The following is a 23491-nucleotide window of genomic DNA, read 5'->3' as shown; positions in this document are numbered from 1 at the left end:
GTTTCCTCACGGGGCAAGCCCGTGCCGATGCAGCATCTTTCCAGCGCTTGCAAAAGCGATTAAGCGGCCTCGATGGAAAATAGCTCCTCGCGCCTGATCGCGCCCTCTTTGCTGCTGTTCGCAATCCTTTATGGCGGCATGGTCCCGCTCGGCGGCTTTCTGGGCGCGAAGCAGGTCGCGCTCGGCCCGCTCGCGGTCGAGGCGGGAATTTTTCCTTTTCTGACCCTGATCGCGATTTCGAGTGGCATCGCCGAACTGCACGGGCGCGACATCGCCGACCGGCTGGTAAGGTTCGGTTTTATTCCGCTGATCGTCGCGATCATCCTGGCTGTTTTCGTCCTGCAACTCCCGACGGACGAAGAGATGTTCGAGCCCGCGAAGGCTGCCTTCCCGATCATTATCGGACAGAGCTGGCGCATGATGGTGGCTGGCATCTTCGCCTATGGCGTATCGGTCAGTCTCAACGTCTGGCTCTTCTCGCGCATGACGGCCAATAACGGTCGCCTGCTTCCGGTCCGCGGTTTTGTCGCGGCGGCTCTGAGCCAGATTGTCGACACGCTGATCTTCATTACCATCAGCTTTTACGGTGAGCGCCCGATCCTGAACCTGATGCTTGGCCAGATGCTGGCAAAGGTCGTGCTGTCGGCGGTCATGGTCCCGCTGCTCGTGATGGCGGTGGTCGCCATCGGCCGCAAACTCGACGCGAACAACGCTGGATGACGCCCGTGACCGACCCTTCGAAAATGCCCGACCTGCTCGCAAAGGCCGAGACGCTCGTCGAGGCGCTGCCCTATCTTCAGCGCTATGCCGGCCAGACCTTTGTGATCAAATATGGCGGCCACGCGATGGGCGATCCCGAGGCGCAGCGCGACTTCGCCGAGGATGTCGTCCTCCTGAAAGCGGTCGGCATCAACCCCGTCGTCGTGCACGGCGGCGGGCCGCAGATCGGCCGGATGCTGAAACAGCTCGGGATCGAATCGACCTTCGTCGGCGGGCTGCGCGTCACCGACGCCGCGACCGCCGAGGTCGCCGAGATGGTGCTGGCGGGCAAGATCAACAAGGAAATCGTCGGCTGGATCGCCGGGCTCGGCGGCCGCGCGGTCGGCATTTCGGGCAAGGATGCCAATCTGGTGCTCGCCGAAAAGATCAGCCGCACCGAGCCCGACCCGAATTCGGGGATCGAGCGCCACGTCGACCTGGGCTTCGTCGGCGAACCGGTCGCGGTCGACCCGACGATCCTGACCAATCTCGCGAGCGACAATTTCATTCCCGTGGTGGCGCCGGTGGCGCTTGGCGCCGACGGAGCGACCTATAATATCAACGCCGACACGATGGCGGGGGCGATCGCCGGGGCGCTCGGCGCCAAGCGCTTCTTCCTGCTCACCGACGTTGCCGGCGTGCTCGACAAATCGGGTTCGCTGCTGACCGATCTCGATCGCGAAGCGATCGATGCGCTGAAGGCCGATGAGACGATCACCGGCGGGATGATCCCGAAGGTCGAAACCTGCGTCGCCGCGGTCGATGCCGGAGTCGAGGCGGCGGTCATCCTCGACGGGCGCATCCCGCACGCGATGCTGCTCGAAATTTTCACCGCACGGGGTGCGGGCACGCTCATTCATCGCTAAAGTCAACGCCTCGACCTTTTCGGCCGGAGATATTTCCTTGTACTTCATGCTTCTCGATATCGTGATGATCCTGCTCAACATCCTGTGGTGGATCATCATCGTACAGGCGGTGATGTCGTGGCTCATCGCCTTCAACGTCATCAATACGCACAATGATTTCGTCGGCCAACTCTGGCATGTACTCGACCGGATCACCGAGCCGCTTTACCGGCCGTTCCGCCGGATCATGCCCGATTTCGGCGGGCTCGATCTGACGCCGATGCTGGTCCTGATTCTGCTCATCATCATGCAGCAGGCGGTGATGCCATATCTCTATCGCCTCGGCATGAGTGCGGGGATCGCGTGACCGCCATGCGTGCCGACAATCTTGCCGATGCAATCGACGGCAAGGCCTTCGCGGCCGGGCTGCGCGACCGCATTGCGGCGGCCGTACCCGCGTTCAAGGCCGCGACCGGCCGCGTGCCAGGGCTCGCGGTCGTCCTAGTCGGCGACGATCCGGCGAGCGCGGTCTATGTCGGGTCCAAGGGCAAGGCGACCCTCGCCGCCGGCATGGAAAGCTTCGAGCACCGCCTGCCGGCAACGGCAACGCAGGACGAGGTCGAGGCGCTGCTTGCGGCGCTGAATACCGAAGAAGCCGTCGACGGCATTCTCCTCCAGCTCCCGCTGCCGGGCCATCTCGACGAACAGCGCGCGGTGGCGACGATCGACCCCGACAAGGATGTCGACGGGCTGACGCCGGTCAGCGCCGGGCGGCTCGCGCTCGGTATCCCCGGCATGGTACCCTGCACGCCCTATGGCTGCCTGTTGCTGCTACAGGACCGACTTGGCGACCTGTCGGGCAAGGACGCGGTCGTGATCGGTCGCTCGATCCTCGTCGGCAAGCCGATGGCGGCGCTGCTGCTCGGCGCCAACGCGACCGTCACCATGGCGCACAGCCGCACTCGCGACCTGCCCGACCTTGTCCGCCGCGCCGATATCGTCGTCGCGGCGGTGGGCAGGGCGGAGATGGTCAAGGGTGACTGGATCAAGCCCGGCGCGGTCGTCATCGACGTCGGGATCAACCGCCTGCCGCCCGCCGACGGCGCGCCGAAGGGGCGGCTCGTGGGCGACGTCGATTATGCCGATGTGGCTGCGGTCGCCTCGGCGATCACCCCGGTCCCCGGCGGCGTCGGGCCGATGACGATTGCCTGCCTGCTTCGCAACACGCTTGTCGCGGCGCATCGCCGCGCCGGGCTCGCCGACCCGGAGGGTTTCTGATGCGCCTTGTGCTTGCTGCCGTCACGCTTTCGCTGGTTGCCGGCTGCGCGCAGGGGCCCGATCCGCGCAAGCGGCCGCTCGCCGCGAACCCGAGTGCTTATGTCGCCGCCGAAATCGCCTTCGCGCGGCTGGCGCAGGAGAAAGGCCAGTGGACGGCGTTCCGCGAGACCTCGGCGCCCGATGCGGTGATGTTCGTGCCGCAACGGGTGAAAGCGCGCGACTGGCTGAAGGCGCAGGCGAACCCCGCCGAAGCGGTGAAGTGGCAGCCGCACGCCGTCTATGTGAGCTGCGACGGAAACGCCGGCGCAACCACCGGCGCCTGGCAAAAGGGGGGCGGCAACGGCTATTTCACCACCGTCTGGCTGCGCGACCCGATCAGCGGCAAGATCAACTGGGTGCTCGATCATGGCGACGCGCTGACGGCGCCGCGTGCCGCGCCCGATTTCATCGAAACGAAACAGGCGAAATGCGGCTCGCGTCCCGCGGTGCCGATCGAGGCCGGCGACGAGGGCGACGACATGGCGGTCGGCCTGTCGCCTGACCAGACGCTCAGCTGGACCTCGACCGTTCACCCCGACCAGTCGCGCCGCCTCGTCATCCGCCTCTGGGACGGCAAGACGATGGCGACGGTGATCGACGATAAAGTGGCCGCGCCGCCGAAATGATGGACCTTTTCATCTCGGCGTTCGTGACCTTGTTCGTCGTCATCGATCCGCCGGGCTGCGCCCCGATCTACGCCAGCCTGACGACCGGCGCGAGCGCGCAGCAGCGTCGCTCGATGGCGATTCGCGCGACGGTCATCGCGGGGTTCATCCTCGTCTTTTTCGCGATGTTCGGCGAGGCGCTGCTCAGTTTCCTCCACATCGACCTCGACAGTTTCCGCATCGCGGGCGGGATCATGCTGTTCATCATCGCGATCGATATGGTGTTCGAAAAGCGCACCGAACGCCGCGAACAACGCGCCGAGAAAGTGAAGGCGACGCCCGAGGTCGAGGATGTCTCGGTCTTTCCGATGGCGATGCCGATGCTCGCGGGACCGGGGTCGATCGCCTCGGTGATGCTGCTCGTCGCTCAGAACAACGGGCTTGACCGGGCAGTGGTGATTTTTGCGGCGCTGCTGCTGGTGTTGCTTCTCACGCTGGGAGCGCTCCTCGCAGCGGGGCCGCTGATGCGGCTGATCGGCAACAAGGGCGAGGCGGTGATCACCCGCCTGCTCGGCGTGCTGCTTGCGGCGCTCGCGGCGCAGTTCGTGATCGACGGCCTGAAGGCCAGCTTCCCCAGCCTAGGATAAGAACGGGGCGCCGCCCTGCGGCGACGCCCCGATCCTTCCACGGGAATGGAAGCTTGTTACTGCGCGGCGTTGACGTCGTTCTGCGTCACCGGCGCGATGCGGATTTCGACGCGGCGGTTGCACTGATAATCCGCCTCGCTGCGCTCGGGTGCACACTTCAGTTGCGATTCGCCATAGCCGAGCGTCGCCATGCGCGCGCGATTGACCCCGCGGCCGGCGAGATAGTCGGCGACCGACGCGGCGCGGCGCTCGGACAGGCCCTGGTTATAGGTGTCGCTGCCGGTCGAATCGGTGTGGCCGTAGACGTCGATGAAGGTGCTCGGATACTCGCCGAGGGTCGAGGCGACGCTGTCGAGCGCGCTGCGGAAGTTCGGCTTCACCACCGCGCTGTTATAGTCGAAGGTGACGTCGCCGGGCATGTTGAGGACGAGCTGGTCGCCCTGGCGCTCGACGTCGATGCCGGTGCCCGCGGTCCGTTCGCGCAGCTTCTTTTCCTGCTGGTCCATATAATAGCCGACCCCCGCGCCCGCGACGGCGCCGATGCCCGCGCCGAGGATCTTCTCGGTGCGATCGTTGCGGCCGCCGACGAGATCGCCGAGCAGATAGCCGCCGAGCGCGCCGCCGATGCCGCCGATCGCGGCCTTCGAGATCGTCTGCTTGCCGGTTTCGGGGTCGGTCACACAGCCGGTCAGCGCGAGCGCGCCGATGCTGGCGAGGGCGGTGAGCTTGATCGTCTTGCTGTTCATCTTGTCGCTCCCTTGTCTGCGGCGGCTGCCTGTCGGCCCTGCGATCGCCGCCGTCGGTGTCGATAACATATGGCCGGGGCAACTGGTTCCAAAATCTCGCTGAACGCCCCCTGACCGGGCCGTTCAGCGAGCGCCATTGTGCTGCGCGTCCTGTTTCGCCTATAGGTGCGCGATGACCAACGCCGACAGGGGCCGGGCGCCGATGCGCCGCACGCACGCCCGATGACTCCTTTCCCCTGGTCCGACGTCGCGATCATCGCGGTGCTGATCCTCCTCAACGGCCTGTTCGCCATGTCCGAGCTCGCAATCGTCTCGTCGCGCGACCCGCGGCTGCAGGCGGCAGAAAAGCGCGGGAGCCGCGGCGCGAAGATAGCGCGGCAACTCGCCGCCGACCCCGGCCGCTTCCTGTCGACCGTGCAGGTCGGCATCACCTTGATCGGCATTCTGGCGGGCGCCTATTCGGGCGCGAGTCTGGGGCAGCCGGTCGCCGACCGGCTCGTCGCCTGGTTCGGGCTCGACGCCGAACATGCCGAGGCTGCGGGGTTCGCGGTCGTCATCGGCATCACCACCTATTTCTCGTTGATTGCGGGCGAGCTGGTCCCGAAGCAGTTTGCGCTGCGCGCGCCCGAACGCATCGCGATCGCGATGGCGGGACCGATGGTCTGGCTGTCGCGCGTCGCGGCGCCGCTCGTCTGGCTGCTCGACAACAGCTCGGCGCTCGTCTTTCGCCTGCTCGGGCTCAGCCGCGAATCCGAGGACCGGGTGACCGCCGAGGAGTTGCACCTGATCGTCGCCGAGGCGTCGAAGTCGGGCCTGATCGAGGAAAGCGAACGTGCGATCATCTCGGGCGTCGTGCGGCTCGCCGATCGGCCGGTGCGCGAGGTGATGACCCCGCGCAAGGACGTCGACTGGATCGACACGTCGCTCGACGCGCGCGGAGTGCGCGACAAGCTGCTCGACACCCCGCACAGCCGATTGCCGGTCGCACGCGGGTCGGTCGACGACATCGTCGGCGTCGTGCAGGCGCGCGATATAGTGGCGGCGCTGTTTCGCGGCGACGTGATCGACCTCGAGCAGCTGATGCGGCCGGTAAAGGTCATCCACGACCAGCTCGACGCGATGGACGCACTCGAGGGGTTGCGCGCGGCCGAGGTGCCGATGCTGCTCGTCCACGACGAATATGGCCATTTCGACGGGCTGGTGACCCCCGCCGATCTGCTCTCCGCAATCGCGGGCGAATTCGCGTCCGACCAGGATATCGGCAGCGAGCCCTTCGTGGTCGAGCGCGAGGATGGCAGCCTGCTGATCGCGGGATCGATGCCCGCCGACCAGATGGCCGAGCGGCTTGGGATCGAGCTTGGCGACGACCGCGACTATGCAACCGCGGCGGGCCATGCGCTTGCGATCCTGAAACATCTGCCCAAGGAAGGCGAATGCTTCACCGATCGCGGCTGGAAGTTCGAGATCGTCGATATGGACGGGCGCAAGATCGACAAATTGCTGGTCAGTGAATTCCGCAAGCCGAAAGCCGAAGCGAGCGAATAGGCTGCTGCGATGCGGATCGGCATCGACGCGATGGTGATCCATTTCTATCTCTTGCGCCGCGGCGCCGGCCGGCTAGGTTGGGTTTCCATGCGAAACCTTACCGCCCCCATCGCCCTCGCCGCCGCCCTGCTCGCCGCCGCGCCCGTCCACGCCAAGCCCGCCGACACCGACGCGGCGAAAAAGATCCTGAAGGACAGCATCGCGATCCCGACGGTGATGGGCCGCGGCAAGGTTCCCGAGCTGGCGGCCTATTATGCGAGCGTGCTCAAGGCGGCGGGCTACACCGACGCCGACATCGAAATCACCCCTATGGGCGAGACCGCAACCTTCGCCGCGACCCTGCAGGGCACGACGAAGCAAAAGCCGATCGTCCTGCTCGGCCATATGGACGTCGTCGAGGCCGATCCGAAGGACTGGACGCGCGATCCCTTCGTTCCGGTCGAGGAGAATGGCTATATTTTCGGCCGCGGGTCAGAGGATAACAAGTTCGACGTCTCGATGATGGTCGCGACGATGGCGCAGCTCAAGAAGGACGGCTTCAAGCCCAAGCGCTCGATCATCCTGCTCCTGTCGGGCGACGAGGAAACCTCGATGACGACGACGCGCGCGCTCGCCGCCAAATACAAGAACGCCGAGTTCGCGCTCAACGGCGACGGCGGCGGCGGGCTGATCGGCGAGGACGGCAAGCCCAAATATTACGGGCTGCAGGCGGGCGAGAAGACCTATGCCGACTTCACCCTCGAAGTCACCAATCCCGGCGGCCACAGCTCGCGTCCCGGCGCAGTCAATGCGATCGCCGAGCTGTCCGAGGCGCTCGCCAAGATCGGCGCCTATCGCTTTACGCCGCAGCAGAACGAGCTGACCAGGGTCGGTATGCCGATCGTCGCCGATCAGGTCGGCGGCGACATCGGCGCGGCGCTGAAAGCTTTTGCCGCAAACCCGTCGGATGCGAAGGCGATCGCCGCGATCCGCGCCGACCCCGAATATGTCGGCCAGATCGGTACGACTTGCGTGCCGACGCTCGTCAAGGGCGGCCATGCCGAAAATGCGCTGCCCCAGCGCGCGACCGCGAACATCAATTGCCGCATCTTCCCGGGCGTGCCGGTCGAAGAGGTGCGCGCCGAACTGGTGAAGGTGATCGGCGACCCCGGCGTGATGGTGAACCCCGATCCCGACGCCAGCGCCAGCGACGCCTCGCCGCTGCGCGCAGACGTGATGGCGGCGGTGGCGAAGGCGGTCCATGCCCGCGCGCCGGGCCTGCCGATCATCCCGTCGATGAGCGCGGGCGCGACCGACAGCTATCATTTCCGCATCCAGGGCGTGCCGAGCTACGGCGTCGCGGGGCTCTTCTCGAAAGCCAGCGACAGCTACGCGCACGGCCTCAACGAGCGCGTGCCCGTCGACGCGATCGCCCCCGCGCTGGCGCACTGGGACAGCCTGCTGCGCGACCTGTCGAAATAGCGCGCGGCCGCTCGCGCCCGCTCCCCGGCCGTCGTTTCCCCGATCAGGGGGCAGGCGCGGCCGCGCTCGCGGCTGCCTTCTGACACTGATAGACGAGGCGCTCGTTCGGGCTCGCGGGCAGGACGGCGCGGATCGCCTCCTGTTGGGTCGCGAGGCCCGCGAGTGCGTCGGGGTCGGCGGTGCAGCTCTTGAGCGTCACCCCGGCGCGAATCTCGCGCGCCCGCGTCATCGTGTCGGCGTCGAGCAGAAAGCGTTCGACGCGATACTCCTTCCCCGTCGGGTCGAGCGAGGCGACGGTGACGGTCGCGTCGTCGTTGGGGACGAGGATGCGCTGCCAATGGCCGTCGGCCCCCCGCGCATATTGGGTGCGGTCGTTGACACAGCCGTTCGCGGCGACCTTCATCGGCACGTCGGTGGTCGATGAGACGGTGATGCGGCTGCGGTCGGCCCGGATTGTGCAGAGGAACTGCCCCTCGGCGACCGTCGGCGCATCGGCGAAGACAGGTTTCGCTTTCTCCGCGGGCGGCTCGGCATGGGCGTCGGGGCGGGTGATGAAGACGACCGCCGCGGCCAGGATCAGCGCCGCACCGGCGCCGCCGGCGATCTTTGCGTTGCGGGCGTTCTTCTGGCCATGGAACATCAGGCCTGCGCCGGCCGACAGCGCGCCGATGACGAACAACACTCCGGCCAGCGCGATACGGTTCTCGCGCGCGGCAAGCGCTTCCTCATCGGCGCGCTCCTGCCTCAGCTGGCGGTCGCGCGCCGCGGCCTCTTCCTTCGCGGCATTGGCTTCGGCCGCCCTGCGTGCATCGGCGTCGAGCGCGGCTCGGTCGCGTGCATCGGCCTCGGCCATCGACAGGCAGGGCGTCCCGATCGAGCTGTAGGGCTGGTTCGCATCGGCAAGGAAGCGCGCGAGCTCGCGCGTCGAGATCGCGAAGGCGAAAGGCGAATCGCCTTCGTCTGCGCGGGTGATCGCGGCGTTGATGCCGACGACGCGGCCGCACTGGTCGACGAGCGGCCCGCCCGAATTGCCGCGCGAGATCTTTGCTGTATGGACGAGCGAATCGACACCCTCGACGAGCTGGCGGTTCGAGACATTGCCCTCGCTGCGCACCGGGGTGCGCGGGGTGATATAGTCGGCGGCGCTGCGCGCGGTCGCGAGATCGACGTTGCCCGGGTAGCCCAAGGCGACGACGTCGACCCCCGAATCGATCGGCCCCGAATAGACCGCGGCGGCGGGAACGCGCCCCTCGGTCATCTCGATCAGCGCGAGGTCGCGCTCGGTGTCGATCGCGATCAGTTTCGCGGCATAGCTTTTCTGCCCCTCCGACGGGACGACGCCCAGGGCGACATTGCCCGGGTAGCGCGCCGCCGATTCGACGACGTGCGCGTTGGTGACGATGCGCGTCGGCGAAATGGCGATGCCGCTGCCGTGGCCGAAGCCGACGACCTCGCCATCGACCATCGCCACGGTGACGACGCGCACGACGCTGCGCGAAACGGCGCTGATATCGTCGGCGGCGCGGGCGGGGAGGGTGACGGTGAGGAGGGCGAGCAGGAGCGCGAGGAAGCGGGTCATGGCGGCGAACCTAGCCGTTGAGGCCACGAAGGCAAGCCGCTGGACATGAAATGTCCTGCGTCCCCGCGAAGGCGGGAATCCAGCTCCCGAGGAGTCAAAGCGGAATGGCGCGAGCACGACTTTATAGTCAGCCAGTTACAGAATAGTCAGCCAGTTACAGATAAGGGCTCCACATCATCATCCACGCGCCCGCGCTGCCCGCGAGGATGACGACGCCGCCGATTGCCAGCAGCGCGGCGACGCCATTCCTGGCGGCAGGCGTCCCGCGTGCGCCGGCGCGGAGATAGAGTTCGGTCACCGCCAGCGGCAGCAGCGAGTTGGCGAAGGCAAGGAAGATGTCGAACGGTCCGTCCATCGCCTTGCCGATCCCCGCGCCGCCGGTCGCGATGCCCCACGCCATATAGCCGACCCGCATGAACCAGACGGCGGAAGCGACCGCGAACAGGCGCAGCGCCCAGCGGCGATGATCGGCAAAGCGGCGTGCGCGGGCGGCGCGATACGCCATTGCCGCAAATGCCAGGATGAGCAGCGCGTCAAGCGTAATGCCGGCCGCGCCAGTCAGGTTGAGCCAGGTGCCGCGGCCCCATGTCAGCCACAGCCCGCCGAGCGACAGCATGAGCGCGCTCGCCAGATAGAGGCGGCCGTTCCAGCGATGGACCTGCGGCCAGCGACCCCGGATTGCTGGGACGAGCTGGATCAGCCCGCCGAAGGTGATGACCGCCGCCATCAGCACATGGGCCGCGAAGAAAAGATTGCCGCTCGCGTCGCCCGCGACGAAGCCCTTGATCAGCGGCTTCGTGTTCCATGCGGCGAAATCGCCCGACAGCGACGAGGGGTAATAGAAGAGCAGGATGAAAGCTGTGAAGAGCAATTGTCCCGCCGCGATCGACAGATAGCAAAAGGTCGCGGCGCGGCCCAGCCAGTCGGCGCGGCGCGCGGGCCGGGCGGATACGAGGGATGCGTCGATTGTCGCCATGGCAGACTCCCCGAAATTGTTGGGAGAATGGCGCTGTCACCCAAGTGAGTCAATGATATAATACAGTAATACAGTTCGCTGCGATATTTTGAACGCAAGCATCGGGACGCGGCCGGGATCGAGGCGTGGCATTGGCGGTCCAGGCAAGAGAAAGGACAAGCCATGACCTATGTGATCCGGGGGCTCGACCCCGAACCCTTTTCCCGATTGTTCGACCTCGATGAGGCCGGCCTCGATGCCCTGAACGCCCGCCGCGTCACCGCGACCGCCGACCGCGGCTTTCCCTGCCGCATCAGCCTGGAGGATGCGAGGGCGGGGGAGGAGCTGATCCTGCTGCATCACACCAGCCACGACGTCGCGACGCCTTATCGGAGCGCCTATGCGATCTATGTCCGGCCCGGCGTCGAAGCGGCGACCTATCGCGCCCGGACGCCGCCGGTGTTCGAGGGCCGCCCGCTCGCGCTGCGCGCCTTCGACTCTGCGGGGATGCTGCAGACCGCGCGGCTCGCGGCGCCGGGAGAGGCCGACACGGCGATCCGCGACCTGTTCGCCGATGATGGCATTGCCTATATTCACGCTCACAACGCTGCGTATGGCTGCTTTGCCGCGCGGATCGAAAGGGATGCAGCATGACCGGCGATCTGATGACCGACGACGATCGCTGGGCGGCGGTGCTGCGCCGCGACCGCGCGCTCGACGGGCGCTTCGTGACCGGCGTGCTCACGACCGGCATCTATTGCCGGCCGAGCTGCGCGGCCCGCCATCCGCTGCGCGAGAATATCCGCTTCTTCGCCGACGGTGCGGCGGCGCGGGAGACAGGCCTGCGTCCGTGCAGGCGCTGCCTGCCCGACGACGTCGCGCGCGACGAGGGGGCGGTGCTCGCCGCGATCCAGGCGATCAAGGAAAGCGAGGAACCGCTCGCGCTCGCCGATCTTGCATCGCGCACCGGCTATTCGCCGACGCATTTCCAGCGCGTCTTCACCCGCCACACCGGCCTGTCGCCCGCCGCTTACGCGCGCGCGCTGCGCGAGGAGCGTGCGCGGCAGGCGCTGAGCGACGGGACGAGGGTGACCGACGCGATTTACGACGCGGGCTTTTCGGGGCCTTCGCGTTTCTATGACAATATGGAGGGACGCATGGGCATGACGGCTTCGGCGTGGGTGAATGGCGGCAAGGGCGCGACGATCCACTGGGCGGTCGTGTCGACCAGCCTTGGCGACATGCTCGTCGCGGCGACCGATAAAGGCGTGTGCCGCCTGAGCTTCGACGAGGGGCGCGAGGCGCTCGAAGAGCGGTTTCCCGCGGCCGAGCTGGTCGAAGGCGGTGACGAGTTTTCGGCGCTGCTGAAAGAGGTCGTCGACGCGGTCGAGGCGCCGACGGCCGGCTTCGACCATATCCCGATCGACGTGAAGGGCACCGCTTTCCAGGAGGCGGTGTGGCGCGAGCTGCGCAAGATTCCGGCGGGCGAGACGCGCAGCTATGCCGATATCGCCGCGGCGGTCGGCAAGCCCAAGGCGGTGCGCGCGGCGGGGAGCGCGAATGGCGCAAATAACGTGGCGGTGTTGATCCCGTGCCACCGCGTGGTACGCAGCGACGGGTCGCTCGGCGGCTATGCCTATGGCCTGCCGATCAAGCGCGAGCTTCTGAAGAGGGAGAGCAAATGACCGATAAAGTGGCTGAGTTCCGCGCGCTGCATGTTCCGGGCAACCCGCTGATCCTCGTCAATATCTGGGATGCCGGGAGCGCGCGCGCGGTCGCCGGCGCGGGCGCGAAGGCGATCGCAACGGGCAGCTTTGGTGTCGCGGGCGCGCAGGGCCGCGCCGACGGCGAGGATTTCCCGCTCGAGGATGTGTTCGAAAATCTGGACCGTATCCTGTCGGTGACCGACCTGCCGGTCACGATCGACATGGAATCGGGCTATGGCGCCGATCCGGCCGCGGTCGGCGCTTCGGTCGGCCGCGCGAAGGCGGCGGGCGCGGCGGGGATCAATATGGAGGACCGGCTGCCCGGCGAGAGTGCGCTGCTGCCGGTCGCCGAGGCGGTGGCGCGCTATCGCGCCGCGGCCGACACCGGCATCTTCGTCAATGCGCGTTGCGACACGTTTCGCGGGGCTGACGTCGCAAAGGACGGCGCGGCGCTGGTCGCCGCGACGCTCGAACGCGCGCGTGCCTACGCCGACGCGGGCGCAGGGTCGCTGTTCGTGCCTTTCCTGCTCGACCCGAAATCTATCGGCGCGATCTGCGAAGGCTCGCCGCTGCCGGTGAACATATTGCGCGGCAAGGGCGGCCCGACGCACCGGGAACTGGCCGCGCTCGGCGTCGCGCGGATCAGCCACGGGCACCAGCCGTGGGCAGGGGCGATGGCGTGGCTCGCTGCGCAAACCGCGCAGGTTCTGGGCGGCGAAGAGCCAGACTATTGAGGCAGGGTCAGTCGGCGCTTTCGTCGTCGGCCGCGGCCTTGCCTTCGCTTTTTGCCTTCATCGCTTCGAGCCGGTCGAGCAGCGCCGGGCCATCGCCATTGCCATGCGGATCGTAGGCGATGCTCTTGGCGAGGGCGATGGCGCGGTCGAACTTGCCCCGATTCGCAAGCGCAAAGGCATAGTTGATCCGCGCCTCGCCATTTTCGGGCGCAAGTTCGAATGCGCGCGCGAGACCGTCGATTGCGATCGACGGCGGCTCGTGGCCCTGAGGGGCGAAGCTCTGGAAATAGGCCAACAGCGGCACCGGATCGTCGGGGTTGGTCTGATTGGCGAGGATGATCGGCTTGCGCGCGGCGTTCCAGTCGGCCGCCGAGGGATCGTCCTTCTCGCGCAGCGCGTCGAGCATGATGCGGCCGAGCAGGACATTGGCGCGGACATGCCTGGGGTCGAGCGCCAGCGCCTTGTCGACGGACGCACGCGCGGCGGCGGGGTCGCGCTTTTCCTTGCCCCGGTCCCATTCGGCCATCGCCAGTTCGTACCAGACGTCGGCGTCGCCGGCATGTTGCGCCGCCAGTTTCGTCAGACTGTCGCGCACCTTGACCAGACGTTCTTCATTGCCGCTCGCGCTTTTCCGCTCGAGTTGCAGCGGCAGCATCGCATCGTCGGCGGGTGACAGCGGCGTGATCGTGACGGTGGCCGAAACGGCTATCGGTTCGCCCGTGGTGCGATAGGATAGGCGCTGTTTCAGATAGGTGTTGAGGTCACGGTCGAGCTGAGCCAGGTCGCCGAAGGCGTCGGTCGCGGCCTTCTTCGCCTCGACCCCCTTGTTGATCGCGCCCAGATAGGCGCCGAGCTGACCCGAGCGCGTCGTACTGCTGTAGAGCATGTGGGTGAGCAGCCAGGCGCGCCCGTAATAGACGTCCATCTGGCCCGAATTGCGCATCGTGCCCGGCCGCTGGAAGAGCAGGGTCTCCGCCGGGATCTTGGGCATTTCGAGCAGGCCATAGGCGCGTCCGTAGGGTGGCTTGCCGATCTCCGCCTTGCCGTCCTTGGTGAAATCGGTGGTCGAATAATATTCGGCGAACCCCTCGATGAACCAGGCGGGGAAGGCGGCGTGCAGATAGCGCCGCATGAAATGGTGCCCATATTCGTGGAACAGCGTCTGCTGCCATTCGGGCGTGCCCTTGATGACGGTGCTCTCGCGGTTCGACACCGCGAAGCTACCCTCGGGGTCGGCGCTGTAGAAGCCCGCGATCGATGGCCCCAGCCGGCCCGCGGTGAGTCTGCCGGCATCGGCGGCGCGCTCGACCAGATAGATGGTGAGGCGGTTGGGTTCCTTCACGCGCGAAATGCCGAAGCGCAGGCTGAGCGTCGCGTCGAAGCGTTCGAGCTTGTCGGCGAAGTCGCGCAGCGATTTCTCGCTGCCCTCGCTGTAGATGATGAAATTGTCGGTATCGGCGCGCAGCCATTTGGCCTCAGCCCTGTCTGCCCCGCCCATGATCGCGATTCCGGCCAACAGGCCCAAACCGGCTTTCTTCATTCTGCGCCCCCGTCCCCTGATGCCGCAATGCTCCCAGCACCGTCCGACGGTGTAAAGGGCTGGTACGACTATACAAAGCTATATGGATCAATATCGATCGCGAGGCGCGCCTTCGCCGGCCAGTCGATGCGGCCGACCCAGTCGCGGATCGCCCCTTGCAGGTCGAAACTGCGCGGCGCGTGGAGCAAAAGGCGGAAGCGGTGGCGGCCGCGGAGCATCGCGAGCGGCGCGGGGGCAGGGCCGTAGATGGCGAGTCCGTCGGCGACCGGCGCCTTCTCGCCCAGCCTCTTGGCAACGCCGCGGGCGACCTCGATATCCTCGGACGAGATGACGAGCGCAGCGAAGCGGCCATAGGGCGGGGCGCCGGCTTGCCTTCGCGCCGCGGCCTCGGCGGCGTAGAATCCCTCGCGGTCGTTCGCGACGAGTGCGGCCATGACAGGGGCGTCGGGGACGCGGGTCTGGATCAGCACTTCGCCGGGCTTGACCCCGCGCCCCGCGCGTCCCGCGACCTGCGCGATCTGCTGGAAGGTGCGCTCCGACGCCCGAAGGTCGCCGCCGTCGAGGCCGAGGTCGGCGTCGACGACGCCGACGAGCGTGAGGTTCGGGAAATGATAGCCCTTGGTCACGAGCTGGGTGCCGATGATGATGTCGACCATCCCGGCCTTGACCGCATCGACGAATTCGGCCGCCTTCGCGGGTGACCACAGGGTATCCGAGGTGACGATCGCGGTGCGCGCTTCGGGGAAGCGTAAGCTCACCTCGTCGGCGACGCGTTCGACCCCCGGGCCGCAGGCAACGAGGCTGTCCTCGTCCTCGCATTCGGGGCAGAGGCGCGGCGGCGGCATGACATGCCCGCAATGGTGGCACGCGAGGCGATGGACGAGGCGGTGCTCGACCATCCACGCGGTGCAGTTCGGGCACTGGATGCGGTGGCCACAGGTGCGGCAGAGCGTCAGCGGCGCGAAGCCGCGGCGGTTGAGGAAGAGCAGGCTCTGCTCACCCTTCGCGAGCCGGTCGGCGAGCGCCTCGACCAGCGGCGGCGCGAGCCAGCGCCCGCGGTCGGGCGGGTCTTGCCGCATGTCGATCGCGGCGAGGTCGGGCATCGTCGCGCCGCCGTAGCGCGCAGGGAGGACGATGTGGCGGTAGCGGCCCGCCTCGACCTGCGCGAGGCTTTCGAGCGCCGGGGTCGCGCTCGCGAGGACGACCGGCAGCCCCTCGAAATGCCCGCGCATCACCGCGACGTCGCGCGCGTGGTAATGGACGCCGTCCTCCTGCTTGAAGCTCGTCTCATGCGCCTCGTCGACGATGATCACGCCGAGATTGCCATAGGGCAGGAACAGCGCCGAGCGTGCGCCGACGACGATCTTCGCCTCGCCCGCGGCGATGCTGTGCCAGGCGCGACGGCGCTCGGTCGAGCGCAGGCCCGAGTGCCAGGCGACGGGCTCGCAACCGAAGCGCGCGGCGAAGCGCGTCAGCATCGGCTCGGTGAGCGCGATTTCGGGGAGCAGCACCAGCGCCTGCTTGCCCGCGTCGATCGCGGCGGCGATCGCCTCCATATAGACTTCGGTCTTGCCCGATCCCGTGACGCCGTCGAGCAGCAAAGTCTCGAATTTCGCCGCGGCGACCGCGTCCCTCAGTTGCTGCGCGGCGGCGGATTGCTCGTCGGAGAGGTCGGGCGGGGCAAAGTCGCTGTCGGGCTCGGGATAGGGCTGGTCGGCCGAGACGCTGACCGCTTCGAGCGCCCCGGTCTGGACGAGCCCGCGGATCACCGCCTCGCTGACCTCGGCCATGGCGGCGAGTTCGCGCACGATGCCCTGCCGCGTGCCGATCTTTTCGAGCGCGACGGTGCGCTGCGGGGTCATCCGGGCCGGCAATTCGCCGGTGGCGCGATATTCGACGATCGGGCGCCGCGCGTCGGCAAAGGCCGCGCCGGGCAGCACCATGCGCAGCACCGATCCGGGCGGTGCGAGATAATAGTCGCTCGTCCATTCGACCAGTTTGCGTAGCGGCGCGGCGACGGGCGGGACCGGCACGACCTCGAACAGGTTGCGCAGGCGGTTGTCGCCGACGGGCTCGGGGGCGCCGAAACTGGCGTCCTCCCACACCACGCCGCCCATCCGCCGCGGGCCGAGCGGCGCGACGACGACGCTGCCGAGCGGGGCTTCGCTGCCATAGGGCACGCGATAGTCGAGCGGGCCGAGGGCGGCGGTCAAAAGGAGGACGCGGGCGCGGGTCATGAAGCGAGCAGGATATAGGGCGGCGGATAGAATAGGAAAGCGGCTAGGGTCCGGCCGAAGGCGATGCTTGTTTCATCGTCACTCCCGGGCTGGGCACGCGATGACCGAAGAGGATGAAGCACTGTCGGCTCCCCGCCGCAGAGCGGCCCATCGCTGCTGCCTGGGCATCATGGAATCCGCTTCGCCGGATAGGGCGTGCCGTCCTTGTGGAAATAGCCGTCGGGCGTAAAAACCATGTCGATGTCCGAATAGCCCCCGCCGGTATCATATTTCTTGCCGCCGCCCAGCGCGACGAACACGCAATCGGCATCCGATTCATTGATCAGATGATGGCCATTGGTGCTGCCTTTCGGCCACACCGCGATATCGCCCGCGCGCATCGGCCAGCGGCCGTCATCCTCGACAAGCACCGCCTCGCCCGAAATCATCACCAGCATCTCGTCCTCGCCGTCGTGCCAGTGGCGCTGCGACGACCAGGCGCCGGGTTTCAGCACGACGTGGCTCGCCGCGAAGTCGCTGATCCCGCTCGGCGGCGCGAGGCGGCGATACCAGCGCCCCTGTACCGGCGCGTCATAGGGCGCGGGATAGCCGGTGGCATTGGTCTGCGGGATGGCGTCGAGATCGAGCTTGGGCATGGCAGTCCCTTTCCTTGTTCTTCCTTTGTTTCGCACAAGGCGGGTCCGATGCAAAGCCTCGACTTGGTGCGGCGCAAGCGGGTAAGGGAGCGGCATGAACAACGCCGTCGATCCCGTCACCCTCGCGCAGGCGCTGATCGCCGCGCCGAGCATCTCGCCCGCGACGGGGAGTGTCTTCGACGTGCTCGAGGAGGCGCTGACGCCCCTTGGTTTCACGGTCGAGCGGTTCATCGACGGCATCGAACCCGACGGGCCGGTCGAGAATCTGCTCGCGGTGCGTGCTGGTAAGGGGCCGGTGCATTTCGGCTTCGCGGGGCATCTCGATGTGGTGCCGCCGGGCGTCGGTTGGACGAGCGATGCTTTCGTGCCGGAGATCCGTGGTGATTTGCTCTACGGGCGCGGGGCGGTCGACATGAAGGGCGCGATCGCCTCCTTCGCCGCCGCCGCCGCTGCGACCCCGGCTGAAGCGGGGACGATCAGCCTGATCATCACCGGGGATGAGGAGGGGCCCGCGATCTTCGGCACCCGTGCGCTGATGGAGCATATGGACGCGCGCGGCATAAGGCCCGACATGATCGTCGTCGGCGAGCCGACATCGGTCAACCGGCTCGGCGATATGGTGAAGATCGGGCGGCGCGGCTCGGTCAATATCTGGATCGACGTGCCGGGGACGCAGGGCCATGTCGCCTATCCCCACCTCGCCGACAATCCAATCCCCAAGCTGGTCAGGATATTGGCGGCGATCGACGCGGTCAGCCTCGACGCCGGGACCGACTGGTTCCAGCCGTCGAACATCGAATTCACCGACATCGAGGTCGGCAATGGCGCGACCAACGTCATCCCCGCCTCGGCGCGCGCGCGGCTGTCGATCCGCTTCAACGACCAGCATCGCGGCGCCGATCTCGTCGCGATGGTCGAACGGCTGGCGCAGGACGTCGAGCCGCTGGCGAAGGTCGTGGGCAGGATTTCGGGCGAAGCCTTTCTGACCCCGCCGGGCGAACTGTCGGGGCTTGTCGCCGAGGCGATCCATGCCGAGACCGACCTGATGCCCGAAATGTCGACGACCGGCGGCACCTCCGACGCGCGTTTCCTCCACGCGCTGTGCCCGGTGGTCGAATTCGGCCTCACCAACGCGACGATGCACAAGCTCGACGAGGCGGTCGCGGTCGACGACCTGCACAAGCTGACCGCCATCTATCGCGGCATTTTGATGCGCGCCTTCCTCTAGTCTTCTCTCGGGCGGCGCAGGATCACATAGACCGCGCCGCCGCCGCCGTGGCTGATATGCGCGGGGCGCAGCGCGACGATCCGGTCGGCATAGGGCGACACCGACAGCCAGTCGGGCAGCGAGGCGCGGATCGCGCCGCGCGGACGCGGATCGCCGTGCATCAGCGGCAAGCGGTCGGCGCCTGGGCGCAATCGCCCGGCAACCACCAGCAGGACACGCGCCCCGCGCATCAGGGCGCGCCCGATCGCCTCGTCGAGCAGGGCCTGCGCCGAGGCGAGGCTGTGCCCGTGAAGGTCGATGGTCATCTCGGGGCGCACGAGCCCCTTGCGCAGGCGCCGGTCCCAATGGCCGTCGAGGGTCGCGCCCGACCAGCTACGCCGCCGTGGCGGCAAGCGGACCGGATCAGGTGTAGCGGCAGGCACGGCGGCGCTTCGCGGCGTGGCTTTCGGCGGGCGCACGGTCGGCGGGGCCTTGGGTTCGGGTGCTGCGGGGCGCTTGACGATCGGCTCGACGGTCGCCGCGACCCTTTTCCAGAGCGCCGTTTCGTGCGGATCGAGCCGGCGTGCCATGTCAGGGTCGCGGGGCGAGCCGCGCGACCCTCGCGCGCGGCAGGAGGAGCAGCGCCGCGCCGCGCGCCGCCATGCCGCCGGCGATCGCGCGCGCCTGATCGCCCGCGCCCCAGAAACTGTCGAAGCGGTTTGCGCCCTTTATCGCGCCGCCGGTGTCCTGTACGATCCAAAGCCCGTTCGGTTCGGCGCGGTCGAGCGACAGGAAGACCGGCGCGCCGAGCGGCACAAATTTGGGATCGGCGGCAAGGCTTGAGCGCGCGGTCACCGGGACGCCGAGCGCGCCGAGCGGTCCGGGGCCGGTGATTTCGCGAAAGAAGACCCAGCTCGGATTCTCGTTCATCACCGCCGCGCCGCGCACGGGATCGGCGCGCAGATAGTCGAGGATGCCCTGCATCGACGCCTGTCCTCGCTGCAACTCGCCGCGGTCGAGCAGGAGCTTGCCGATGCCGACATAATCGCGGCCGTTCTGACTGTCGTAGCCGATCCGCATGATCCCGCCGTCGGGCAGGCGGAGGCGCCCCGACCCCTGAACTTGCAGGAAGAAGAATTCGGCGGCGTCGGCCGCCCAGGCGATTTCGAGACCGCGGTTCGCGAGCGCGCCGCTCTCGATCGCGGTGCGGTCGTAATAGGGAATGAGATTGCCGCCTTCGACGCGGCCGCGGATCTTCTTGCCCGCGAGGTCGCCCGAAAACTGGCCGAGGTCGACGTCGACCAGGTCGGCGGGACGGCGATAGATGGGCACGTCATAGCCCGGGCGCGGGGTCCGCGATCCGGCGATTTCGGGCTCGTAATAGCCGGTAACGAAGGCGGTGCCCGCGCCGACCTGCACGGTCCCGAAATAGCGGCTGAAGAAATTGGTCGCGTCGCGGTCGGCCCAGTTTTTCGCCGCGGCACAGCTTTCGGTCCATTCGGCATTCTGGGTGAGACCGCTCGTGTCGGTGCGGCGGAGCAGCGATGGACAGCTCAGGCGAAACGCCTTCAGCGCGGCGGTCGCCTGTTCGGCGCCGATCCCCAGCTCGGTATATTCCGGCCCGACGATCACGCCCGCCTCGGCCGCGGTCGTCGCTGTCGCGGACGGGGCGGGTGCCGGTAGCGGCGGATTGGGTGCCGCAGGGACCGGCTGCGCGGCGACACTCCCGGTTTCCGATGGGCGCGGCGTATAGGGGCGCGGGGAACCGACGGGCGTGGGCGCAGGCGTGGGGGCCTGCGTCGCAGCGGCCGGACGCGGGCCCGCTTCGGGGATCACCGAAGTGCAGGCCGACAGCAACGGCAGGAAGGCCAAGAGGGCGAAGCCGGATCGGCGCGCCAGCGGCGCCCGGTGCGTCTTCGCGTCAGCCACGGAAATCAGGCGGCTTCGACTTCGTCGAGCAACCAGTTCGGATCGCTGCTGCCGAGCTGGCGGCGGAAGGTCCAGAAATCGTCGGTCTGCGACGCGTCGCTCATCGACCCCGCGATCATCTTGCCGTCGGCGTCGCGGGTGACGGCGCTGATGTCGGCCCGGTAGCGGACGGTGATGCGCGCCTCGCGGCGGTCGATCTCGACCGCAGTGATCTTTGCCGAATCGATCCCGATCAGGCGGTTGTCGAGTTTCTCGCCGCGCGCCTCGCGCGCTTCGATCGCGGTGACGAAACCATCGTAGCTGTCGTCGTCGCAGAGGTCGCGGAGCGTGTCGCGGTCGCCGGTCCAGAAGGCCTCGAGGATCATCCGATACGCCGCCTCGGCGCCCTCCATGAAGCGGCCGGCGTCGAAATTGCGATCGCTCGCGAGCAGCTGGCGAAGGCCCGCTTCGGCGGCGGGTTCATAGACGAGGCCTGTCCCGCCGGGCGCGGCCGCCTGCGGCGCGCTCAACGTGTCGGCGTCGTCGAGGCGAACCGGCGCGGAGGCAGAAGGCGAGGTTGGACGGTCGTCGCGGCGCGGGAGCACGGGTTCCTGCTCGTGCCCCGTTCGCTTGCCGAGCACCGAGTAGAGCCGCATACCCAAAAAGGCAGCGATCATGGCGAGCAGGACGATCGAAAAAGCGGTCACAGGCAAATATCCAGTGCGGACGATGGAAAATCTTGGTTCAACATAGGCGATCCGCGGCCATGTTTCAAATCACCATGACCGCAGGCTTGCGGCAGGTCAACGATTCGCGCCCATTGTGCTGACGCTTCGCCGCTGCTAAGCGCCGCGGCAACGCGCCGCCTTCGCGGCCGATCCTTCCCATTTTTTTCCAACGAAAGCGTTAAGATCATGGCTGACGAGACCAGCAGCGACTTCAACCCCGCCCTGCAGCCGAACGGCGAGGATACCGCGCCCGCGATCGGTCTGATCTCGCAATATGTGAAGGATCTGTCGTTCGAAAATCCGAACGCGCCCGCCGTCTACCAATGGCAGTCGGCGCCGCAGGTCGATGTCCAGTTCAACATCGGTGCCGACAACGTCGGCGAAAATCTGTACGAAGTGTCGCTGAAGATCGACATCACGTCGAAGACCGACGAGGGCACGTCGTTCATCGTCGACCTGAAATATGCCGGCCTGTTCGGCGTCCGCAACGTCCCTGACGACCAGCTGCAGCCCTTCTTCCTGGCCGAAGCGCCGCGCATCCTCTTCCCCTTCGCGCGCCGCGTCGTCGCCGACGTCGTGCGCGACGGCGGCTTCGCGCCTTTGCTCCTCGAACCGATCGATTTTCACGGCCTGTTCATGCAACAGGCGCAGGCGATGCAGGCCGAAGCGGCCGGCGACGTCGTGGTCGGTCAGGCCTAAACCCCACGACGGGGCAGGCGGAGCGGTTGAGCAGCCTCGTCAAAAGCGTGGGGACGATCGGCGGCCTGACGATGGTCAGCCGCCTTTTCGGCTTTGCGCGTGACATGCTGCTTGCCCGCGTCCTCGGCGCCGGGCTCGCCGCCGACGCCTTCCAGCTGGCCTTCACCCTGCCCAACACCTTCCGCCGACTGTTTGCGGAAGGGGCCTTTTCGGTCGCCTTCGTGCCGATGTACAGCCGCGCGCTGCACGGAACGGGACAAGGCGGAGCGGGCGGTGAGGAAGCGGCGGCGAAATTCGCCGACGATGTGCTCTCGGTCTTCCTCTGGGTGCTGCTCGGCTTCTCCGCGATCATGATGGTTGTGATGCCCGGGATCGTGTGGCTGCTCGCGCGCGATTTCCAGCAGGTGCCGGGCAAGTTCGACTTCGCGGTGTTCCTGAGCCGCGTGACCTTTCCCTATCTGGCGCTCATCAGCCTCGTCGCGATGCTCTCGGGCCTGCTCAACGCGCGCTCGCGCTTCGCGCCCGGCGCCTTTGCGCCGGTATTGCTCAATATCGTGCTGATCGGCGGGATAGTCACCGGCTGGTGGCTGCGCGGTCCCGGCGGCGACGACCGGATCGTTGCGGAAGCGCTCGCGATCGCGGTGAGCCTCGCGGGCGTCGTTCAGCTCGCCTATATGGTGTGGGCGGTGCGGCGCGCGGGCCTGACGCTCCACTGGCGCTTCCCGAAATTCACCCCCGAGGTGAAGCGGCTTGGGGCGCTGATTCTGCCCGCGACCTTCGGCGCCGGCATCTATCAGGTCAGCCAGTTCGTCGACACCTTCTTCGCGACCTCGCTGCCGCAGGGGTCGCTGACTTTGCTCAAGCTTGCCGACCGACTCAACCAGTTGCCGCTCGGGATCGTCGGCATCGCGCTGGGCACCGCGATCCTGCCGATGCTCTCGCGCCACATCCACAGCGGCGACTCATCGGAGGCACAGCGGTTGCAGGCGAACGCGTTCGAAATTGCCACGCTGCTGACGCTCCCCGCTGCGGCGGCGCTCGCGATCTGCGCACCGGCGTTCGTCACCGCCTTCTTCGTCGGCGGCAAGTTCACCGCGGGCGACGGCGTGATCATGGCGCAAATCGTCGTCGCGCTGATCTGCGGCCTGCCCGCCTATGTGATCGTGAAAATCCTCAATCCCGGCTTCTTCGCGCGCGAGGATACCAAGACGCCGGTGTGGACCGCGCTTGCCTCGCTGCTCGTCAACATCGTGATCAACCTTTATGTCGTCGAACGCTATGGCATCGTCGGGCTCGCCGGAGCGACCGCGGTGTCGGCGTCGGTCAATTGCCTGTTGCTCTATACGGTGCTTCATCGTCGCGGTTGGTTCCATTTCACGGCGAAGCTCGCCGGGCGCATCGCGCGCCAGCTGGTTGCGGTCGCGGCGATGGCGGCATTGCTCCTCTATATGATGCCGCTGATGGAGCCCTTTTACGGCGGCAGTGCCTTCGAGCGCGTCTGGTCGCTCGCCATCCTCGTCGCCGCGGGCGGCATGGTCTTTTTTGCCGCCGCCTTCGCGACCGGCGCGCTTGACAAGGATCTGCTCGCCATGCTGACGCGGCGGCGCCGCAATGGCGCGGCGACCACGAAGGAATAAG

The 23491-nt window shown here is 67.4% G+C and carries 23 protein-coding genes; 14 read left to right on the top strand and 9 right to left on the bottom strand.

All coding sequences use genetic code 11. The features are described from left to right. The first annotated feature begins 72 nt into the window (after positions 1 to 72). From ATE64_RS17955 to ATE64_RS17930, 6 genes are read left to right on the top strand one after another with little or no spacing between them, the layout of a single operon-like run. Complete coding sequence (locus tag ATE64_RS17955) at positions 73 to 720, top strand: queuosine precursor transporter (protein ID WP_058456329.1); 648 nt, start codon at positions 73 to 75, stop codon at positions 718 to 720. After that, on the top strand, positions 717 to 1625 hold the full coding sequence (gene argB / locus ATE64_RS17950; RefSeq protein WP_058456328.1) for an acetylglutamate kinase: 909 nt from the start codon (positions 717 to 719) through the stop codon (positions 1623 to 1625). Before ATE64_RS17955 ends, argB begins: the two co-directional genes overlap by 4 nt. Before the next feature lie 46 nt (positions 1626 to 1671). Beyond that, positions 1672 to 1971, top strand: a complete 300-nt coding sequence (locus tag ATE64_RS17945) for a YggT family protein (protein ID WP_156416605.1) — start codon at positions 1672 to 1674, stop codon at positions 1969 to 1971. A 5-nt stretch (positions 1972 to 1976) separates the two neighbouring features. Further along, positions 1977 to 2882, top strand: a complete 906-nt coding sequence (folD, locus tag ATE64_RS17940; protein WP_058456326.1) for a bifunctional methylenetetrahydrofolate dehydrogenase/methenyltetrahydrofolate cyclohydrolase FolD — start codon at positions 1977 to 1979, stop codon at positions 2880 to 2882. Next, positions 2882 to 3547 carry a hypothetical protein gene (locus ATE64_RS17935; RefSeq protein WP_058456325.1) on the top strand — a complete coding sequence of 222 codons (666 nt, stop codon included), beginning with the start codon at positions 2882 to 2884 and terminating at the stop codon, positions 3545 to 3547. The genes folD and ATE64_RS17935 overlap by 1 nt, the downstream gene beginning before the upstream one ends. Continuing rightward, entirely contained in the window at positions 3544 to 4173 is a 630-nt protein-coding gene (locus ATE64_RS17930; RefSeq protein WP_058456324.1) for a MarC family protein, read from the top strand. The genes ATE64_RS17935 and ATE64_RS17930 overlap by 4 nt, the downstream gene beginning before the upstream one ends. A 56-nt stretch (positions 4174 to 4229) precedes the next feature. Here the strand turns inward: ATE64_RS17930 and ATE64_RS17925 are convergent, their stop codons facing one another. Next, positions 4230 to 4919: an OmpA family protein gene (locus ATE64_RS17925; RefSeq protein WP_058456323.1), complete on the bottom strand. Its 690-nt coding sequence runs from the start codon at positions 4917 to 4919 to the stop codon at positions 4230 to 4232. Positions 4920 to 5141: 222 nt separating this feature from the next. On the opposite strand from ATE64_RS17925, the gene ATE64_RS17920 reads away from it, so the two are divergent. After that, complete coding sequence (locus tag ATE64_RS17920; protein WP_058456386.1) at positions 5142 to 6464, top strand: hemolysin family protein; 1323 nt, start codon at positions 5142 to 5144, stop codon at positions 6462 to 6464. An 87-nt stretch (positions 6465 to 6551) separates the two neighbouring features. Beyond that, positions 6552 to 7925: a M20/M25/M40 family metallo-hydrolase gene (locus tag ATE64_RS17915; protein WP_058456385.1), complete on the top strand. Its 1374-nt coding sequence runs from the start codon at positions 6552 to 6554 to the stop codon at positions 7923 to 7925. A gap of 43 nt (positions 7926 to 7968) precedes the next feature. On the opposite strand, the gene ATE64_RS17910 is transcribed toward ATE64_RS17915, so the two are convergent. Both ATE64_RS17910 and ATE64_RS17905 read right to left on the bottom strand, forming a co-directional pair. Then, on the bottom strand, positions 7969 to 9504 hold the full coding sequence (locus ATE64_RS17910) for a serine protease (protein ID WP_058456322.1): 1536 nt from the start codon (positions 9502 to 9504) through the stop codon (positions 7969 to 7971). Positions 9505 to 9658: 154 nt separating this feature from the next. Continuing rightward, positions 9659 to 10480, bottom strand: a complete 822-nt coding sequence (locus ATE64_RS17905) for a DUF2306 domain-containing protein (RefSeq protein ID WP_058456321.1) — start codon at positions 10478 to 10480, stop codon at positions 9659 to 9661. Positions 10481 to 10642: 162 nt separating this feature from the next. On the opposite strand from ATE64_RS17905, the gene ATE64_RS17900 reads away from it, so the two are divergent. From ATE64_RS17900 to ATE64_RS17890, 3 genes are read left to right on the top strand one after another with little or no spacing between them, the layout of a single operon-like run. Next, positions 10643 to 11113: a DUF1203 domain-containing protein gene (locus ATE64_RS17900; RefSeq protein ID WP_058456320.1), complete on the top strand. Its 471-nt coding sequence runs from the start codon at positions 10643 to 10645 to the stop codon at positions 11111 to 11113. After that, the gene (ada, locus tag ATE64_RS17895) at positions 11110 to 12144 is read left to right on the top strand and encodes a bifunctional DNA-binding transcriptional regulator/O6-methylguanine-DNA methyltransferase Ada (protein ID WP_156416604.1); all 1035 of its coding nucleotides are present in this window, start codon (positions 11110 to 11112) and stop codon (positions 12142 to 12144) included. Before ATE64_RS17900 ends, ada begins: the two co-directional genes overlap by 4 nt. Further along, the gene (locus tag ATE64_RS17890) at positions 12141 to 12899 is read left to right on the top strand and encodes an isocitrate lyase/phosphoenolpyruvate mutase family protein (RefSeq protein WP_058456319.1); all 759 of its coding nucleotides are present in this window, start codon (positions 12141 to 12143) and stop codon (positions 12897 to 12899) included. The genes ada and ATE64_RS17890 overlap by 4 nt, the downstream gene beginning before the upstream one ends. Before the next feature lie 7 nt (positions 12900 to 12906). Here the strand turns inward: ATE64_RS17890 and ATE64_RS17885 are convergent, their stop codons facing one another. The 3 genes from ATE64_RS17885 to ATE64_RS17875 form a co-directional block, all read right to left on the bottom strand. Continuing rightward, positions 12907 to 14439 (bottom strand): hypothetical protein, encoded by a 1533-nt coding sequence (locus ATE64_RS17885; RefSeq protein ID WP_058800179.1) that lies wholly within the window; start codon positions 14437 to 14439, stop codon positions 12907 to 12909. A 68-nt stretch (positions 14440 to 14507) separates the two neighbouring features. Then, on the bottom strand, positions 14508 to 16676 hold the full coding sequence (locus ATE64_RS17880) for a primosomal protein N' (RefSeq protein ID WP_058456317.1): 2169 nt from the start codon (positions 16674 to 16676) through the stop codon (positions 14508 to 14510). Between the two features lie 167 nt (positions 16677 to 16843). Continuing rightward, complete coding sequence (locus tag ATE64_RS17875; protein WP_058456316.1) at positions 16844 to 17311, bottom strand: cupin domain-containing protein; 468 nt, start codon at positions 17309 to 17311, stop codon at positions 16844 to 16846. Between the two features lie 94 nt (positions 17312 to 17405). Between ATE64_RS17875 and dapE the strand changes: the two genes are divergently transcribed. After that, positions 17406 to 18539, top strand: coding sequence for a succinyl-diaminopimelate desuccinylase (dapE, locus tag ATE64_RS17870; RefSeq protein WP_058456315.1), 1134 nt, complete (start codon positions 17406 to 17408; stop codon positions 18537 to 18539). Here dapE and ATE64_RS17865 read toward each other — a convergent pair. The 3 genes from ATE64_RS17865 to ATE64_RS17855 are packed head-to-tail and all read right to left on the bottom strand — an operon-like array spanning position 18536 to position 21133. Next, complete coding sequence (locus ATE64_RS17865) at positions 18536 to 19108, bottom strand: Smr/MutS family protein (RefSeq protein ID WP_058456314.1); 573 nt, start codon at positions 19106 to 19108, stop codon at positions 18536 to 18538. The two genes, dapE and ATE64_RS17865, sit on opposite strands and share 4 nt — an antisense overlap. A gap of 1 nt (position 19109) precedes the next feature. Next, positions 19110 to 20447: a murein transglycosylase A gene (locus ATE64_RS17860; RefSeq protein ID WP_240481999.1), complete on the bottom strand. Its 1338-nt coding sequence runs from the start codon at positions 20445 to 20447 to the stop codon at positions 19110 to 19112. A 5-nt stretch (positions 20448 to 20452) separates the two neighbouring features. Next, complete coding sequence (locus tag ATE64_RS17855) at positions 20453 to 21133, bottom strand: Tim44/TimA family putative adaptor protein (RefSeq protein WP_156416603.1); 681 nt, start codon at positions 21131 to 21133, stop codon at positions 20453 to 20455. Between the two features lie 207 nt (positions 21134 to 21340). On the opposite strand from ATE64_RS17855, the gene secB reads away from it, so the two are divergent. Next, positions 21341 to 21853 carry a protein-export chaperone SecB gene (gene secB / locus ATE64_RS17850; protein WP_058456313.1) on the top strand — a complete coding sequence of 171 codons (513 nt, stop codon included), beginning with the start codon at positions 21341 to 21343 and terminating at the stop codon, positions 21851 to 21853. A 26-nt stretch (positions 21854 to 21879) separates the two neighbouring features. Then, positions 21880 to 23490 (top strand): murein biosynthesis integral membrane protein MurJ, encoded by a 1611-nt coding sequence (gene murJ / locus ATE64_RS17845; RefSeq protein ID WP_082657814.1) that lies wholly within the window; start codon positions 21880 to 21882, stop codon positions 23488 to 23490. Position 23491: the final 1 nt, after the last annotated feature.

This window comes from Sphingopyxis sp. H073 (assembly GCF_001468395.1).
Lineage (GTDB): Bacteria > Pseudomonadota > Alphaproteobacteria > Sphingomonadales > Sphingomonadaceae > Sphingopyxis.
This window is presented reverse-complemented; position numbering and strand designations above follow the sequence as displayed.

Bases quoted from the DNA above. Each gene is read 5' to 3' on its own strand.
- ATE64_RS17955 (WP_058456329.1), top strand. From the start codon at position 73: ATGGAAAATAGCTCCTCGCGCCTGATCGCGCCCTCTTTGCTGCTGTTC.
- argB (WP_058456328.1), top strand. From the start codon at position 717: ATGACGCCCGTGACCGACCCTTCGAAAATGCCCGACCTGCTCGCAAAG.
- ATE64_RS17945 (WP_156416605.1), top strand. From the start codon at position 1,672: ATGCTTCTCGATATCGTGATGATCCTGCTCAACATCCTGTGGTGGATC.
- folD (WP_058456326.1), top strand. From the start codon at position 1,977: ATGCGTGCCGACAATCTTGCCGATGCAATCGACGGCAAGGCCTTCGCG.
- ATE64_RS17935 (WP_058456325.1), top strand. From the start codon at position 2,882: ATGCGCCTTGTGCTTGCTGCCGTCACGCTTTCGCTGGTTGCCGGCTGC.
- ATE64_RS17930 (WP_058456324.1), top strand. From the start codon at position 3,544: ATGATGGACCTTTTCATCTCGGCGTTCGTGACCTTGTTCGTCGTCATC.
- ATE64_RS17925 (WP_058456323.1), bottom strand. From the start codon at position 4,919: ATGAACAGCAAGACGATCAAGCTCACCGCCCTCGCCAGCATCGGCGCG.
- ATE64_RS17920 (WP_058456386.1), top strand. From the start codon at position 5,142: ATGACTCCTTTCCCCTGGTCCGACGTCGCGATCATCGCGGTGCTGATC.
- ATE64_RS17915 (WP_058456385.1), top strand. From the start codon at position 6,552: ATGCGAAACCTTACCGCCCCCATCGCCCTCGCCGCCGCCCTGCTCGCC.
- ATE64_RS17910 (WP_058456322.1), bottom strand. From the start codon at position 9,504: ATGACCCGCTTCCTCGCGCTCCTGCTCGCCCTCCTCACCGTCACCCTC.
- ATE64_RS17905 (WP_058456321.1), bottom strand. From the start codon at position 10,480: ATGGCGACAATCGACGCATCCCTCGTATCCGCCCGGCCCGCGCGCCGC.
- ATE64_RS17900 (WP_058456320.1), top strand. From the start codon at position 10,643: ATGACCTATGTGATCCGGGGGCTCGACCCCGAACCCTTTTCCCGATTG.
- ada (WP_156416604.1), top strand. From the start codon at position 11,110: ATGACCGGCGATCTGATGACCGACGACGATCGCTGGGCGGCGGTGCTG.
- ATE64_RS17890 (WP_058456319.1), top strand. From the start codon at position 12,141: ATGACCGATAAAGTGGCTGAGTTCCGCGCGCTGCATGTTCCGGGCAAC.
- ATE64_RS17885 (WP_058800179.1), bottom strand. From the start codon at position 14,439: ATGAAGAAAGCCGGTTTGGGCCTGTTGGCCGGAATCGCGATCATGGGC.
- ATE64_RS17880 (WP_058456317.1), bottom strand. From the start codon at position 16,676: ATGACCCGCGCCCGCGTCCTCCTTTTGACCGCCGCCCTCGGCCCGCTC.
- ATE64_RS17875 (WP_058456316.1), bottom strand. From the start codon at position 17,311: ATGCCCAAGCTCGATCTCGACGCCATCCCGCAGACCAATGCCACCGGC.
- dapE (WP_058456315.1), top strand. From the start codon at position 17,406: ATGAACAACGCCGTCGATCCCGTCACCCTCGCGCAGGCGCTGATCGCC.
- ATE64_RS17865 (WP_058456314.1), bottom strand. From the start codon at position 19,108: ATGGCACGCCGGCTCGATCCGCACGAAACGGCGCTCTGGAAAAGGGTC.
- secB (WP_058456313.1), top strand. From the start codon at position 21,341: ATGGCTGACGAGACCAGCAGCGACTTCAACCCCGCCCTGCAGCCGAAC.